16 protein-coding genes and 1 pseudogene are annotated in these 15066 nt (G+C 72.6%); 9 read left to right on the top strand and 8 right to left on the bottom strand.

Features of this window, described 5'->3' with window-relative positions; genetic code table 11:
• Together AB0P41_RS34700 and AB0P41_RS34705 are read left to right on the top strand one after the other, a co-directional pair.
• Nucleotides 1-372: electron transfer flavoprotein subunit alpha/FixB family protein (locus tag AB0P41_RS34700; RefSeq protein ID WP_365936052.1), on the top strand; the 372-nt coding region annotated here is incomplete at its 5' end.
• A 169-nt stretch (nucleotides 373-541) separates the two neighbouring features.
• Nucleotides 542-1840: an aldolase gene (locus AB0P41_RS34705; protein ID WP_365936053.1), complete on the top strand. Its 1299-nt coding sequence runs from the start codon at nucleotides 542-544 to the stop codon at nucleotides 1838-1840.
• A gap of 40 nt (nucleotides 1841-1880) precedes the next feature.
• Here the strand turns inward: AB0P41_RS34705 and AB0P41_RS34710 are convergent, their stop codons facing one another.
• Nucleotides 1881-2909, bottom strand: a complete 1029-nt coding sequence (locus AB0P41_RS34710) for a LacI family DNA-binding transcriptional regulator (RefSeq protein WP_356707255.1) — start codon at nucleotides 2907-2909, stop codon at nucleotides 1881-1883.
• A gap of 183 nt (nucleotides 2910-3092) precedes the next feature.
• Between AB0P41_RS34710 and AB0P41_RS34715 the strand changes: the two genes are divergently transcribed.
• Nucleotides 3093-4061 (top strand): ROK family protein, encoded by a 969-nt coding sequence (locus AB0P41_RS34715; RefSeq protein WP_356707254.1) that lies wholly within the window; start codon nucleotides 3093-3095, stop codon nucleotides 4059-4061.
• A 17-nt stretch (nucleotides 4062-4078) separates the two neighbouring features.
• Here the strand turns inward: AB0P41_RS34715 and AB0P41_RS34720 are convergent, their stop codons facing one another.
• A complete protein-coding gene (locus tag AB0P41_RS34720; RefSeq protein WP_187355896.1) occupies nucleotides 4079-4255 on the bottom strand; it encodes a hypothetical protein in 177 nt (58 codons plus the stop codon).
• A gap of 201 nt (nucleotides 4256-4456) precedes the next feature.
• On the opposite strand from AB0P41_RS34720, the gene AB0P41_RS34725 reads away from it, so the two are divergent.
• Complete coding sequence (locus AB0P41_RS34725) at nucleotides 4457-5500, top strand: NUDIX domain-containing protein (protein ID WP_365936054.1); 1044 nt, start codon at nucleotides 4457-4459, stop codon at nucleotides 5498-5500.
• 18 nt (nucleotides 5501-5518) lie between these two features.
• Here AB0P41_RS34725 and AB0P41_RS34730 read toward each other — a convergent pair whose 3' ends face one another.
• On the bottom strand, nucleotides 5519-6199 hold the full coding sequence (locus tag AB0P41_RS34730) for an MBL fold metallo-hydrolase (protein ID WP_365936055.1): 681 nt from the start codon (nucleotides 6197-6199) through the stop codon (nucleotides 5519-5521).
• A gap of 92 nt (nucleotides 6200-6291) precedes the next feature.
• Complete coding sequence (locus AB0P41_RS34735) at nucleotides 6292-7656, bottom strand: dipeptidase (RefSeq protein ID WP_356707252.1); 1365 nt, start codon at nucleotides 7654-7656, stop codon at nucleotides 6292-6294.
• 194 nt (nucleotides 7657-7850) lie between these two features.
• Between AB0P41_RS34735 and AB0P41_RS34740 the strand changes: the two genes are divergently transcribed.
• Nucleotides 7851-9116, top strand: a complete 1266-nt coding sequence (locus tag AB0P41_RS34740; RefSeq protein ID WP_356707251.1) for a geranylgeranyl reductase family protein — start codon at nucleotides 7851-7853, stop codon at nucleotides 9114-9116.
• On the opposite strand, the gene AB0P41_RS34745 is transcribed toward AB0P41_RS34740, so the two are convergent.
• Nucleotides 9100-9555: a nitroreductase family deazaflavin-dependent oxidoreductase gene (locus tag AB0P41_RS34745; protein ID WP_365936056.1), complete on the bottom strand. Its 456-nt coding sequence runs from the start codon at nucleotides 9553-9555 to the stop codon at nucleotides 9100-9102. The two genes, AB0P41_RS34740 and AB0P41_RS34745, sit on opposite strands and share 17 nt — an antisense overlap.
• Nucleotides 9556-9693: 138 nt before the next feature.
• On the opposite strand from AB0P41_RS34745, the gene AB0P41_RS34750 reads away from it, so the two are divergent.
• A complete protein-coding gene (locus AB0P41_RS34750) occupies nucleotides 9694-10425 on the top strand; it encodes a TetR/AcrR family transcriptional regulator (RefSeq protein ID WP_365936057.1) in 732 nt (243 codons plus the stop codon).
• Between the two features lie 170 nt (nucleotides 10426-10595).
• Nucleotides 10596-10709, top strand: a pseudogene (locus AB0P41_RS34755) (DNA-binding response regulator); the annotation flags it as partial.
• Here the strand turns inward: AB0P41_RS34755 and AB0P41_RS34760 are convergent.
• Entirely contained in the window at nucleotides 10670-10966 is a 297-nt protein-coding gene (locus AB0P41_RS34760) for a DUF6332 family protein (protein WP_356707248.1), read from the bottom strand. The pseudogene AB0P41_RS34755 and the gene AB0P41_RS34760 sit on opposite strands and share 40 nt — an antisense overlap.
• Nucleotides 10967-11134: 168 nt before the next feature.
• Here AB0P41_RS34760 and AB0P41_RS34765 point away from each other — a divergent pair, with 168 nt between their 5' ends.
• A complete protein-coding gene (locus AB0P41_RS34765) occupies nucleotides 11135-11548 on the top strand; it encodes a MarR family transcriptional regulator (protein ID WP_365936058.1) in 414 nt (137 codons plus the stop codon).
• Between the two features lie 16 nt (nucleotides 11549-11564).
• Here AB0P41_RS34765 and AB0P41_RS34770 read toward each other — a convergent pair whose 3' ends face one another.
• Complete coding sequence (locus AB0P41_RS34770) at nucleotides 11565-12317, bottom strand: maleylpyruvate isomerase family mycothiol-dependent enzyme (protein WP_356707246.1); 753 nt, start codon at nucleotides 12315-12317, stop codon at nucleotides 11565-11567.
• Nucleotides 12318-12487: 170 nt separating this feature from the next.
• A complete protein-coding gene (locus AB0P41_RS34775; protein WP_365936059.1) occupies nucleotides 12488-13720 on the bottom strand; it encodes an MFS transporter in 1233 nt (410 codons plus the stop codon).
• Between the two features lie 121 nt (nucleotides 13721-13841).
• Here AB0P41_RS34775 and AB0P41_RS34780 point away from each other — a divergent pair, with 121 nt between their 5' ends.
• A complete protein-coding gene (locus AB0P41_RS34780) occupies nucleotides 13842-15056 on the top strand; it encodes an ROK family protein (RefSeq protein WP_365936060.1) in 1215 nt (404 codons plus the stop codon).
• Nucleotides 15057-15066 lie beyond the last annotated feature (10 nt).

The raw sequence follows: 15066 nt of genomic DNA on the forward strand, positions 1-15066 counted from the left end.
ACCGAGGCCGCGATCGTCGTCTCCGGCGGCCGTGGCGTCAACGGCGCGGAGAACTTCGCGATCATCGAGGCGCTCGCCGACTCGCTCGGCGCGGCCGTCGGTGCCTCGCGTGCCGCGGTCGACGCCGGCTGGTACCCGCACACCAACCAGGTCGGCCAGACCGGCAAGTCGGTCTCCCCGCAGCTGTACATCGCCTCCGGCATCTCGGGCGCGATCCAGCACCGGGCCGGCATGCAGACCTCGAAGACCATCGTCGCCATCAACAAGGACGCCGAGGCCCCGATCTTCGACCTCGTCGACTACGGCGTCGTCGGCGACCTCTTCGACGTCGTTCCGGCTCTCACCGACGAGGTCAAGACCCGCAAGGGCTGACCCGGCAGGCGCTCCGCCCGTACGAAGGCCCGGGGCCGCGTGGTGTTCTCACCGCGCGGCCCCGGGCTCTTTCCGATCACCATTGACGCCAAGGGCGGGGACTTATAACTTCACTATGCGGATGAAAGATTCCGGGAAGCGGAAATACTGATACGTGGAGGGTACGGTCATGGGTCAGCAGGAGAAGGTGGCGACGAGCCTCGCCGGCGCGGTCGGTGAGGAGATCAGCGCCTCCCTCACGTCGGTGGACGCCGAACTCGCCCGCCGGTACCCGGGAGACCCCGGCACGCGCCAGCCCGTCCACACCGTCTACGTGCCCGCGGACGACTTCACGCCCACGACCCTCCGCGCCTGGGGTGACCAGGCGCTGGCCGCACTGGACGAGCACGCCCCCGACGCCGCCGCCCTGGCCTCCGTCCTGGGCATCCCGCAGGAGCTGGCGGAGCCGGTCCACGACCGCGTACGCGCCAAGCTGGAGCGTGAGCCCGTCGAGGACCTGCGCATCGACTTCGAGGACGGCTACGGCCCCCGCCCCGACGCCGAGGAGGACGAGGCCGCCGCCCGCGCGGCACGTCTGGTGGCCGAGGCGTACGCCGACGGGACCGCGGCTCCGTACATGGGCATCCGGATGAAGTGCATGGAAGCCGCCGTGCGCGACCGGGGCATCCGCACCACGGACATCTTCCTCACCGGTCTGATGCGGGCGGGAGGCCTGCCCGAGGGGCTTGTCCTGACACTGCCCAAGGTGACGTACCCCGAGCAGGTCACGGCCTTCGTGCGGCTGCTGGAGGCCTTCGAGGCCGCCCACGGGCTGCCCTCCGGCCGCCTCGGGTTCGAGATCCAGATCGAGACGAGCCAGTCCATCCTGGCGGCGGACGGAACCGCCGCGGTGGCCCGCATGATCGACGCCGCCCGGGGCCGGGCCACCGGTCTGCACTACGGGACCTTCGACTACAGCGCCTGTGTCGGTGTCAGCCCCGCCTACCAGGCCAGTGACCATCCCGCCGCCGACCACGCCAAGGCCGTCATGCAGGTCGCCGCCGCGGGCACCGGTGTGCGGGTCTGCGACGGTTCCACGAACGTGCTCCCGGTCGGCCCCGCACAGCAGGTCCACGACGCCTGGCGGCTCCACCACGGCCTCACCCGCCGTGCTCTGGCCCGCGCCTACTACCAGGGCTGGGACATGCACCCGGGCCACCTGCCCACCCGCTACGCCGCCGTCTACAGCTTCTACCGCGAGGGCCTCGGCCAGGCCGCGTCCCGGCTCGCCGCCTACGTGGCCAAGGCCGGCGGGGACGTCATGGACGAGCCCGCGACCGCGAAGGCCCTGAGCGGCTACCTGCTCCGTGGCATCGACTGCGGAGCCCTGGACGCCACGGAGGTCACGGACCTCACCGGCCTGAGCCGTGCGGACCTCGACGGCTTCGCCTCGCCCCGGCGCGGCGGGCTGACCGTGACGGCGCCGTAAGGGTCTCGCCGGAACGCCCGGGGTCACGTGCCCCGGGCGTTCACGCGGGCGGGAGTTCTCCCGAGCCGCGCGGGATGAGCCGCGTCGGGAGCTCCACCCTCGCAGGGGCGTGAGCGGCGCCGTCGAGGCGGCGGAACAGGTGCTCCGCCGCGGTGCGGCCGACCGCCGCGGCGTCCTGCGAGATCACCGTGATGCCGAGCAGGTCGGCCAGCTCGATGTCGTCGAAGCCGACCAGGGCGATCCGGCGTTCGCACTCGGCCAGGACGCGGACCGCGGTGACCGTCACACGGTTGTTGCCCGCGAAGAGGGCGGTCACCGGCTCGGGCCCGGCCAGCATGGTCTCGGCGGCGGACCTGACCCGGGCCGGGTCGGTCGGGCCCAGGGAGACCCAGGCGTCCTCGACCTCGATCCCCGCGTCGGCCAGAGCCGCGTGGTACCCGCGCAGTCGTTCCGTCGCGGTGTGGATGCGCGGCTGGTCCCCGATGAAGCCGATCCGGCGGTGGCCGTGCGCGACCAGGTGGGCGACGCCCGCGCGCGCCCCGCCGAAGCTGTCCGACAGGACCATGTCCGCGTCGACCCGGCCCGCCGGACGGTCGACGAACACGGTGGCGATGCCGGCCTTCATCTCCGGCTCCAGATAGCGGTGGTCGTCACCCGCCGGGATCACGATGAGGCCGTCCACCCGGCGGGCGCAGAGTGCGAGGACGAGCTCCTGCTCGCGCTCCGGGTCCTCAGCGCTGGAGCCGTTGATCAGCAGAGCGCCGTGTGCGCGGGCCACCTCTTCCACGGCGCGGCTCAGAGGGCCGTAGAAGGGGTCGGCGAGATCCTCCAGCACCAGGCCGATCGACGCGGTGCGTCCCTTGCGCAGGACGCGCGCGCTGTCGTTGCGGCGGAAGCCGAGGGCCTCGATGGCTTCCTGGACGCGGCGTTCGGTGTCGGGGGTGACTCCGGGCTCGCTGTTCACCACCCGGGAGACCGTCTTCAGGCCCACTCCGGCACGGGCTGCCACGTCCTTCATGGTCGGCCTGTTGCCGTAGCGGGACTCGGAATGGCGGGCGGTCTCGGCCACGGTGCGCTGTCCTGTCGTCGGGGACGGGTGATTGCGGCCCTCTCGGCGGTGCCGGGAAGGGGCCGGATGCTGTGGCGTCGAGCATAGGCCCTGGACAACGTTGTCAAGAGAATGGAGACTGGGAGCATCATCAGACTGAAGCCGCAGGTCCTGCGCCTCACCCCCTCCGGAGAGTCCACACCGATGCATACCGACCTCGTCACCGCGCTCGACATCGGCGGCACCAAGATCGCCGGGGCGTTGGTGGACGGCGGCGGATCCCTTCTCGTACGGGCGCAGCGCCCCACGCCGGCCCGTGAGGGCGCGGAGGCCGTGATGGGTGCGGTGAGCGACGTCCTGGCGGAGCTGGCGGCCTCCCCGCTGTGGGACCGGACGCGTGCGGTCGGCATCGGGAGCGCGGGGCCCGTGGACGCCTCGGCCGGCACGGTCAGCCCGGTCAACGTCCCCGGCTGGCGCGCTTTTCCGTTGGTGGAGCGGGTGGCCGCGGCGACCGGCGGGCTGCCGGTCACACTGGTCGGCGACGGGGTGGCGATGACGGCGGCCGAACACTGGCTGGGTGCCGCCCGCGGTTACGACAACGCGCTGTGCCTGGTCGTCTCCACCGGTGTCGGGGGCGGTCTCGTGCTCGGCGGAAAGCTGCACCCGGGTCCCTCGGGCAACGCCGGGCACATCGGGCACATCAGTGTCGACCTCGACGGCGACCCCTGCCCCTGCGGTGCGCGTGGCTGCGTGGAACGCATCGCCAGCGGGCCCAACATCGCCCGGAGGGCCCTGGAGAACGGCTGGCGCCCCGGCCCGGACGGCGACGCCACGGCCGCCTCGGTGGCCGCCGCCGCGAAGGCGGGGGACCCGGTCGCCGCCGCTTCCTTCGAGCGGGCCGCCCAGGCTCTCGCCGCCGGGATCGCCGCCACCGCCACCCTGACGGACATCGACATCGCCGTGATCGGCGGGGGAGTGGCGGGAGCGGGCGAGGTGCTCTTCGCGCCGCTGCGCAGATCCCTGCGCGACTACGCCACGCTGTCCTTCGTCCAGAACCTCACCGTCACCTCCGCGGTGATGGGCACCGACGCGGGCCTGGTCGGCGCGGCGGCCGCGGCCTCGACGGTCCGCCACGGCGCCTCGAACGGCGTGCAGGCCGTAGCCACCCCGTAAGGGACGACCGGGGACAGTCAGCGGCCACGGTCCGTCGGCTGCTGGGGGACCACCACCAGGAAGGCGTCCTGGTCCAGGTCCATCACCACCTCGGCGGCCATGCCCTCGCCGCGGCGGGCGGCGGCGAACTCCTCCGCGGGCCGGCTGCCCCGTGGCCCTCCTGCGGGAAACTGCCCGAGTACCGTGCGGCGCACCGCGCCTCCCCTCGTCGTAACCGGTGACTGTCCGCTCCAACGACGTCCGGCCGTCACTCGTTACGGCACAGGGTGCCGGGCCGGGTTCGTACAGTGGCACGCGCCCCGGCGGCCGCGCCGGTGCAACCGCGTCACCCCTGCGGGGTTTCCGGAGCGGGGTGTTGCGGGCAAGCCACAGGGGGCTACGGAAGAGGGGGACCCGTGATCGTCTGGATCAACGGTGCGTTCGGTGCGGGCAAGACGAGCGCCGCGTGCGAACTGATCGATCTGATCCCGAACAGCACCTTCTACGACCCCGGACTGACCGGCGGCGGTCTGCGTCGGCTGCTGCCCCAGAAGAAGCTCGCCGAAGTGACCGACTTCCAGGACCTGCCGATATGGCGGCGCCTGGTGGTCGACACGGCCGCCGCGCTTCTCGCGGAACTCTCCGGGGTGCTGGTCGTCCCGATGACACTGCTGAGGCAGGAGTACCGCGACGAGATATTCGGCGGGCTCGCCTCCCGGCGCATACCGGTGCGTCATGTACTGCTCTCACCTGAGGAAACGATCCTGCGGAGCCGGATCGCCCAGCGCGAGGAATACGCCGACGATCCCCAGCGCAGCGCGCGCGTCCGGCAATGGGCCTTCGAACACATCGAGCCCTACCGGGCGGCCCTCGGATGGATCACCGCGGACGCCCACACCATCGACACCAGCGCCCTCACCCCGTACGAGACGGCCGAGCGGATAGCCGAAGCCGTCCGCACCGGCGAGGCCAGGGAGTGCGGCATAGTCCAGACCCCCGAACCGCGCGCGGAGACCGTCGCGTCCGGGGTGCTGCTCTTCGACGAGCAGGACCGGGTGCTGCTCGTCGACCCCACCTACAAGCCCGGCTGGGAGTTCCCCGGCGGTGTCGTGGAGCCCGGCGAGGCCCCGGCCCAGGCCGGGATACGCGAGGTCGCCGAGGAGCTGGGGCTTCACCTGGACACGGTGCCGGGACTCCTGGTCGTCGACTGGGAGGCGCCGCGGCCGCCCGCGTACGGAGGGCTCCGCTTCCTGTTCGACGGCGGCCGGCTGCGGAGCGAGGACGCCGCGCGGCTGCTGCTTCCGGGTTCGGAACTGCGCGGCTGGCGGTTCGTCACCGAGGAGGAGGCGGCCGGTCTGCTCCCGCCGACCCGCTTCGAGAGGCTCCGCTGGGCACTGCGCGCCCGTGAGCGGGCCACCGTGCTGAATCTGGAGGCCGGGGTGCCCGTGGACGGCCGGTAGTGTCCTGGGGGCCGTCGTTCATCGCGAGGCCGCCTGCAGGGCGGAGGCCGCGTCGGCGGTCAGCGGGTCGCCGTGGCCGAAACAGGCGACGGCCGGACGCAGGGCGGCCAGCCGGCGGAAGGACGCCCGGGCCTGTACGTGGTCGGTGTTGAACACCCCCAGCATCACCCGGTCCACCCCCGCCACGGCGTCCCCGGTGAACAGCACGCCGTGGCGGGGCAGGTGCACACCGATGGAGCCAGGGGTGTGGCCAGGGGAGTGCACCACCCGTGCACCGCCCCCGAAGGGGAGGTCGTCGCCGTCGGTCAGCTCGCGGTCGACCCGGGTGGGCGGAGCCGCGGGGACCGTCAGCGCATGGGCGTACAGGGGCCGCTCCCAGTCGTGCAGATCGGGATCGGGCATGCGTTCCCCGCCCCGGATCACCGGTGCGTCCAGCCGGTGCGCCAGGATCTCCGCGCCGCATCTGTCCGCCAGTTCCTGAGCGGCGCCGTAGTGGTCGGGATGGCCGTGGGTGAGGACGATCCGCCGGATCCCGGCCGGGTCCGCACCGAGCCTCCGTACGCCGTCCTCCAGGGCGGACGCCGCATGCGCGTCACCGGCGTCGATCAACGTCAGGTCCGCGCCGTCACGCCAGAGATACGCCTGGCCGACAGGGAAGCGGAACATGTGCAGCTGGGGGAGTACCTCGACACAGTCCATACGGCGAACGTACGGCCGGCGGCCGGCCGGCCGCCCGGAGTTCTGCTCCGGGCGACTTCGCCCAGCGCGTACTCCGGGGGCGGGCGTGTCTCTCAGCCGTTCCTGGACTCCGCGTAGTTCCGCAGGAAGAGGGCCTCGGCGACCGAGAGTCGCTCCAGCTCCTCGGGGGACACGCTTTCGTTCACCGCGTGGATCTGCGCCTCGGGCTCGCTCAGCCCGATCAGCAGGATCTCCGCCTCGGGGTACAGCGCGGCCAGGGTGTTGCAGAGCGGGATGGAGCCCCCCATGCCGGAGGCCTGCATCTCCTCACCCGGGTAGGCGAGCCGCATGGCCGCGGCCATCGACGCGTAGGCGGGGCTGGTGACATCGGCGCGGAACGGCTGCCCCTGGCCGACCTGTTCGACTCGGACACGCGCCCCCCAGGGGGCGTGCGACTCGAGGTGGGCGGTCAGCAGCTTCGTCGCCTCGGAGGCGTCGTGCCCCGGCGGCACCCGCAGACTGATCTGCGCCCGGGCGCTCGCCTGGAGCGACGGAGTGGCTCCGACCACCGGCGGGCAGTCGATGCCGATCACGGTGACCGCGGGCCGCGCCCAGATGCGGTCCGCGACCGTACCCGTGCCGATGAGCCCCACACCGTCGAGCACCTTGGCGTCGGCACGGAACTCGCTCTCCGGATACTGCAGTCCGTCCCACTCCGCGTCGGCCGTGAGACCGTCGACCGTGGTCGTGCCGTCCTCGGCCCGCAGGGACGCCAGCAGCTGGATCATCGCGGCCAGCGCGTCCGGTGCGGCGCCGCCGAACTGCCCGGAGTGCAGGTTCCCTTCGAGGGTGTCCAGCTGCACCCGCAGCATGGTCATACCGCGCAGCGTCGCGGTGACGGTGGGCAGCCCCACACGGAAGTTGCCCGCGTCACCGATGACGATCGAGTCGGCGGCCAGCAGCTCCGGGTGCTCCTCCGCGTACCGTTCGAGGCCTCCCGTGCCCTGCTCCTCGGAGCCCTCCGCGATCACCTTGACGGAGACCGGGACACCGCCGTTCGCCATGAGGGCGCGCACCGCGAGCAGGTGCATGATGAAGCCGCCCTTGCAGTCCGCCGTGCCCCGGCCGAACCATCGGCCGTCCCGCTCGGTCAGCTCGAACGGCGGGGAGAGCCAGGCGGACTCGTCCAGCGGCGGCTGCACGTCGTAGTGCGCGTAGAGCAGCACCGTGGGCGAGCCGGGCGGGCCCGGCAGGTAGCCGTACACCGACTGGGTTCCGTCGGGCGTGTCGAGCAGCGCGACGTCCTGGAAGCCCTCGGCGCGCAGCGCGTCGGCCACCCAGCCGGCCGCCGCCTCGCACTCGCTCCGGGGGAACTGTGCCGGATCCGCCACCGACCGGAAGGCCACCAGCTCGGCGAGCTCCGCTTTCGCGCGGGGCATCAGCGAGGCGACGGTCTCGGAAATCGGACGGGCGGTCATGGGCACGCTCCTCGTGGGTGCGACGTTAGGACTATGGCGCGGTGTGTACGCGGCCGGGGGCGACGCCGTGGACGCGGCGTCGCGTGTACAACGCATTCATGGCTGATCCTCCCACAGCGGAGTTCGGCCGCGACGCGCCGTAGGATGCCGTGAGCAGCTGGGGCCACTGGTCGGATCAGGAGCAGAAGCACATCGTGAGCAGCGAGAACGCAGACGCCGGACGTGAGCCGGATGAGACGTCGTCGGTACCGCCGGAGTCCTCGGTATGGGACGTCGTCGTGGTCGGCGCGGGCCCGGCCGGAGCTTCCGCGGCGTACGCGGCGGCCGTCGCAGGCCGTCGGGTGCTGTTGCTGGAGAAGGCGGAGATCCCCCGCTACAAGACGTGCGGCGGTGGAATCATCGGGTACTCGCGGGATTCCCTGCCGCCCGGGTTCGAACTCCCCCTGAAGGACCGGATCCACGCGGTCACCTTCTCGCTCAACGGGAAGCTGTCGCGCACCCGCAGGTCCAAGCGGATGCTCTTCGGGCTGATCAACCGGCCGGAGTTCGACGCGGGGCTGGTGGAAGAGGCCCAGAAGGCCGGCGCCGAGCTGCGCACCGGCGTGGCGGTGACGCGGGTGGAGCAGCACGGCACGGCCGTACCCGACCGGCGCACGGTCGCCGTCGTGCTGGCCGGCGGGGAGACGGTGCTCGCCCGGGCCGTCGTCGGCGCGGACGGCAGTGCCGGCCGCATAGGGGCTCACGTCGGAGTGAAGCTCGACCAGGTGGACCTCGGGCTCGAGGTGGAGATCCCCGTCCCGGCGACGGTCGCCGAGGACTGGGCGGGCCGGGTGCTCATCGACTGGGGTCCGCTGCCCGGGAGTTACGGCTGGGTGTTCCCCAAGGGCGACACGCTGACCGTCGGCGTCATCTCGGCGCGTGGTGACGGAGCGGGGACCAAGCGGTATCTGGAGGACTTCGTCGGACGGCTGGGCCTCGCCGGGTTCGAGCCCACGGTCTCCTCCGGCCATCTGACCAGGTGCCGCAGCGACGACTCGCCGCTCTCCCGTGGACGGGTCGTGGTCTGCGGCGACGCGGCCGGGCTGCTGGAACCCTGGACCAGGGAGGGCATCTCCTTCGCACTGCGGTCAGGACGGCTCGCAGGCGAATGGGCCGTGCGGATCGCGGAGTCGCACGACGCGGTCGACGCCCGCCGGCAGGCGCTCAACTACGCTTTCGCGATCAAGGCGGGGCTCGGTGTGGAGATGAGCGTCGGGCGCCGCATGCTCAGGCTCTTCGAGCGGCGCCCCGGGATCCTGCACGCGGTACTCACGGGCTTCCGCCCCGCGTGGAACGCCTTCGCCGGGGTCACCCGGGGGACGACATCGCTGGCCGAGCTCGTCCGCACGCATCCGCTGGCCCAGCGGGCGATGCACGTGATGGACCGCCAGGGGTCCGACGAGGTCAGCTCTCGACCGTGATCCGGAAGACCGGGTGGTCGGGGCAGGCCGCCAGGAGCTCGGCGTCGGTCGACTCGGCCGTGATGCCCTGGAAGTACTGGTTGACCTCCCAGCCCCAGCGCTTCAGATAGGCGCGGACGATCCGCACCTTCTGTTCGTCGTCCGCGATCTCCACGGCGGTGAAGGCGCGGACCTTCCGGCCGACCTTCAGCTCTCCGCCACCGGCCACGCGCATGTTGCGCACCCACTGGGAGTGGCCGCGGGCGGAGACCAGGTACTGGTCGCCGTCGTGGTGGTGGGGGTTGACGGGGATGCGCTGCATCCGGCCGCTCTTACGGCCCCGTACCGACATCTCGGCGGAGCCGAGGAGGCTGACTCCGTGCCGTGCGAGCCAGCCGACGACACCGTTCATGCGCTGGGCGAAGGCGTTGGCCTGGAGGTAGTACGGCTGCTGCGACATGGGTGGCTCCTGCCATCGAGTGCCGATTGGGAGAGCGGTGCTCTCGCTTGAGATCAGTGTGCACGAGTGCGGTGCACCAAAGCAAGAGCGGTGCTCTCATTTATGTTCAGTGCTCCGATCACGTGGCAGACTGGAGCCATGAGCACCATTCGAGGAGCCCGTGAACGCGCCCGCATCGAGATCACCGCGGCGATCAAGGACGAGGCCAGGAGACAGCTCGCCGCCGAAGGTGCCGCCAAGCTCTCCCTGCGTGCCGTCGCCCGCGAGCTCGGCATGGTGTCCTCCGCGCTCTACCGTTACTTCCCCAGCCGTGACGACCTGCTGACGGCGCTCATCATCGACGCCTACGACGCGGTGGGCGAAGCGGCGGAGAAGGCGGCGCGCGGCGAGGCGGGCGCCGCCGCCCTTCCTCACCCGGCCCGCTGGCTGGCGGTCGCCTGTGCCGTGCGCGACTGGGCCCTCGCCCACCCCCATGAGTACGCGCTGATCTTCGGCTCACCGGTCCCCGGCTACACCGCCCCGCAGGACACCGTCGGCCCCGCCTCCCGTGTGGGCCAGGTCCTGATCGGCGTCGTGCGCGACGCCTACCTCGCCGACGGCCTCGCCGTCCCCCCGCAGAGCGCGGAGCTGCGTACCGAGGGTGCCCGGATGGCGGCCGATCTGGCCGCCGACCTGCCGCCCGCCGTCGCGGTGGCCCTGGTGGCCGCGTGGGCGCAGCTCTTCGGGCTGATCTCCTTCGAGCTCTTCGGCCAGTTCAACCGCGTGGTCGAGGCGCGCGAACAGCTCTTCCGGCACGCTGTTCACGAACTCGGGCGCTCGGTCGGACTGCCGGCCGGCCGGCCCGCCGGTGCCGGAGGCGCGGGAGGATGACGCGGGGCGGGGAGCCGAGGGGTCGTGTCCGGCGCGCACGCTCGGGGCGCAGAGGCTGGGGAGACATCCCGGACGGGTGCTCCGCAGGGAGCCGCCGCGGGTCGGGCCGGGAGGCCGACGGGCCGGCCATGGCCCCCGTGGCGTGGACCGCACGACGGCAGGAGGGGCGCACCGCGAAGACCTGCGTCAGCCGAGCCATGGTCAAGCCGGGTGCCCGGGACAGGGCGCAACTCGTCGTGCCGGCCTACGGGTCGGGGCTCGTGCGGCCCGGCCGGCTCGGCTGAACCGCCGGCAGGCGCCGCTCCTCGGCCGCACGGGGGAAGCGCCGGAGCACGTGCACCACCCGAAGGGCGAACACCAGAGCGCCGAGCGCGGCCCCCACCCGGAACAGCACGCGTTCCACACCGCCCGGCAGCTGGAGGAACAGCGCGGGGAGGCAGACCCCGGCGAAGGTGGCCGCGGCCACCACGACTCCGCTGACCACGGCATAGCCGATCTCCACGGTCATGGCGTCCCGTTCCGCCTGGGTGCGTCGCGACATGCCCGAAGTGTCACAGGAGTCGCGGCCGACGACAAGGACGCACTTCCGCGCGGCATCCCGCGTCTGCTCTTGGCCTCCCGTCGTGCTCGGACCACCCTCGGAACGTTCTGATGCGTAGGCATTAAATGTGCGTGCATACATACTCCGCCCCTCTGCTAGCGTGCGGCCATGGCAGCGAAGAAGTCCGAGCAGGCGCTCGTCGGCGAGTGGCGCGACATGCTCGCACTGCACGCCAGGACCCTGGGTGAGCTGGACCGGGAACTGGACCGGCACGGCCTGGGTGCAAGTGACTTCGAGGTCCTGGACATCCTCGCGGAAGCCGGTGCGGAGGGCGGCGAAAGCTGCCTCCGGGTCCAGGAGATCGCCGCGCGGGTCCATCTCAGCCAGAGCGCGCTGTCGCGTCTCGTCGCGCGGCTGGAGAGGGACGGCCTCGTGCGCCGAGCGATGTGCAGCGAGGACCGTCGCGGTGTGCGGGTCGAGCTCACGGGAGCCGGCCGGACCCGCCATGCGGGGGCCCGGCCCCTTCAGCGGGCGGTGCTGTCCCGGATGCTGAACCGGGAAGCGGGAGGGCCGGGGATCTGAGCGGACCCGGCCGCGTTCAGGACCAGACGACGGCGGAGTTCCGCTCCCACAGCGCGATGACCTCGGGGTCTCCCGAGAAGCCGAGGGACGACAGCGGCACACGGTTCCACAGTCCCAGGTAGAGCTCCTCGGCCGTACCGCTCAATGTGCAGTCCACAGGCGTCTCCAGGGCGGCGGCTCCGCGCACCGTGAGCGGCGGATCGGCCGACAGGCGCACGGTCCACACCGCGTCCGAGTCCACGGCCCTGACCCGGAGAGCGCGCGGAGTGTCCGTACGGACACGGCTCTTGGTGCGGGCGTGGAAGCCGGCCAGCAGTTCGTCGATCCCGTCCACCGCGTGCGGCGGTGGCACGGAGGTCAGGCGGCCGCCCCGCGCCGCCTCCGCGTCGACCCGGTGGATCCTGGTCTCGTGCGCCTGCCGGCGCGCCCAGAAGGCGAGCGGGGCCGGCGAGGGGAAGAGCGTCCAGCACTCCAGGCCGTCCGGTGCGGCCCGGAGCGCGTCGAGAAGCAGGCGGTGGCCCTCGGTGAAACGGTCGAGCAGCGCGTCACCGTCGAGATCGGGTTCTTCTGCCGCCGGGTGATACGTCCGGTGCCCGCCGACGACCAGCGAGGTGGCCCAGCGGTGCACCATGCAGATGTGCTGGAGAAGGTCGCGCACCCGCCATCCCGGGCAGGTCGGGACCGGGGCGTCCGTCCCTGCCTCGCGTGCGGCCCGGGCGAGGGCGTGGCCATCGGCAGCGAGGGCTGTCAGGTGCTCGGTGGTCTCCACGCCGACGATTGTGCCAGAGCGGTTTCACACGTTTCGAGGATGCGCGGAACCACTCCCTGGGTGCCCGCGGAGGGGCTTCCGGCCGCGGTACGGGACCGAGGCTGATCCGCGAAGCCGCGTAGCCGAAGGTCGGTCGCGCCGGAGTGACCGGCTGCCGGCTGTCCGTCCCTTCAACCGCTCAGATGCTCGTTCACGTTGCGGGTGACACCGCCCAGCACCGCCGCCGTCGCAGCGAGCAGCGTCACTGTGGTGAGGGCGACCGGGAGGGAGATCCAGTCGGCGAGGAAGCCGATCACCGGCGGCCCCAGGAGCATCCCGCCGTAGCCGAGGGTCGATGCCGCGGCCACCCCGCCGGGCCCCGCCAGCGCGCCCGCGCGGCCGACCGCGACGGGAAATATGTTGGCCAGGCCCAGACCGGCCACGGCGAAGCCGAGCAGCACGAGCCAGACGGCCGGAGCCAGCGCGCCGAGCAGCATGCCCGCCGCCGCCGTGGCCCCGCCCGCCACCAGTGTCCGGGTCTGCCCGAACCGTTCGAGGAGAGCGGTGCCGCTGAGCCTGCCTATGGCCATCGTCAGCGCGAACAAGGAGTATCCGGCGGCGGCGAGACCGGGGGTGGCACCCAGGTCCTGGCTGAGGTGCAGCGCGCCCCACTCGGCCAGCGCCCCTTCGCCGTACGCCGTGCAGAGGGCGATGACGCCGAAGAGGACGACGACCCGGCGCGCCTGGGTGCCCATTCCCTTCGGCCGCTCACCGGCGTCCGCCGCCTGCCGCTCCGCCGGGAGCGCGGCGGTCCGGCCACGCAGGAGCACCGGGCCGGTCACCGCGGTGACGAGGAGTCCGATGCCCGTCAGCGCGAAGAGATGGGTGGCGGGCGACAGGCTGCCCGCGACCAGCCCGCCGAGACCCGCGCCCGCCATGCCGCCGAAGCTGAACGCGGCGTGGAAGCCCGGCATCACCGGGCGGCGCAACGCGGAGACCACTTCGACGGCCGCGCTGTTCATCGCCACGTTCAGCCCGCCGTACGCGGCCCCGAAGAGCAGGAGTACGAGGCCCAGGGTGAGAGCCGAACCCGTCTGCGCGGGAAGGGCGATGCTCAGTGACAGCAGGACACCGCAGACCACGGTGACCGCGTGACTTCCGTAGCGCCTGCACAGCCTCCCGGTGAGCATCATCGTGATCACCGCACCGGCGGAGACGCCGAGCAGGGCGAGCCCGAGGGTGGAGGCACTGGCCCCCGTCTGGTGCTTGATGGCCGGGATGCGGACCACCCAGCCGGCGAAGAGGAACCCGTCGAGGGCGAAGAACACGGTCAGCGCGGTACGGAGGCGGGCCGGCGAAGGTGGAGCGGTGTCTCCGCCACGTCCCCCCGACAGGGCCGTCCGCAGTTTGTTTACTTGCGGCACAAAGTGAGGATAGGGTCGCCCTGAGGGACCGCGCAAGACCGGTGCACCGATGACCGGCCGGTGAACGGTGCGGGGCGCCGGAGCGTCGGCAACGGCTCCGGATCATGGGAGACTCGCCCCCATGAACGGCAAGTCGACCACCACGCGGACGAAGTTGGAGAGGGGCCGCAGCGCGCTCGGGCCCGCCCTGGAGCTCGTGCACACCGGGCGTGCCCCCACCCGCGCGGTACTCACCTCCGAGCTCGGCGTCACCCGCGCCACGGCGGGCGCGGTGGCCGCGGAGCTCGAGGCGCTCGGGCTCATCAAGGTCGACTCGAGCCCGGGCTCCGCCGCCGGATCCCAGGGCCGCCCCTCGCACCGGCTGTCCGTCCGTGACAGCGGGCCCGTGGCTCTCGCGGCCCAGGTCCACTCCGACGGCTTCCGCGCCGCGCTCGTGGGGCTCGGGGGAAGGATCGTGGCCACCGCGCCCGGCTGTGTCGCCGTCATGGCCGATCCCGCCCAGGTCCTCGGCGAGGTCGTCGAGGCCGGGGCCCGGCTCCTGCGTGAGACCGGGCTGCGCTGTGTAGGGGCCGGGCTCGCCGTGCCCTCCGCCGTGGCCGAGCCCGAGGGGACGGCCCTCAATCCGCTGCACATCGCCTGGCCGGCGGGAGCGCCGGTCCGGGAGATCTTCTCCACCTGCGTACGCGCCGCGGGCATCACCGGGCCCGCGTTCACCGCCAACGACGTCAACCTCGCCGCCCTCGCCGAGCACCGGCACGGCGCCGGGCGTGGTGCCCAGCACCTGCTCTGCGTCGCCACCGGCCACCGGGGGGTGGGCGGCGCCCTCGTCCTGGACGGCCGTCTCCACACCGGCAGTTCGGGACTCGCCCTGGAAGTGGGGCATCTGACCGTCAACCCGGAGGGCGGCCCCTGTCACTGCGGCGGACGAGGCTGCCTCGACGTGGAGACGGACCCCCTCGCCTTCCTCACGGCGGCCGGCCGGGAGCCCGGTCCCGAGGAGTCGCTGCTCAAGCAGTCCGGCGGCCTGCTCCGCGCGGAGTACGGCGACCCCGATGTGCGGGCCGCGGCCGAGGAGCTGATCGACCGTCTCGGACTCGGCCTGGCCGGGCTGGTCAACATCCTCAACCCGGACCGGATCATTCTCGGCGGCCTGCACCGCGATCTCCTGGAGGCCGACCCCGAACGCCTGCGGGCCGTCGTCGCCGACCGCAGCCTCTGGGGGCGCAGCGGAAGCGTGCCGATCCTGTCCTGCACACTCGACCACAACAGCCTGGTGGGCGCGGCCGAACTGGCCTGGCAGCCCGTACTCGACGACCCGCTGACCGCACTGGCCTGACCGGCCGGCC

Source organism: Streptomyces sp. NPDC079167, from assembly GCF_040686735.1.
Classification (GTDB): Bacteria; Actinomycetota; Actinomycetes; order Streptomycetales; family Streptomycetaceae; genus Streptomyces.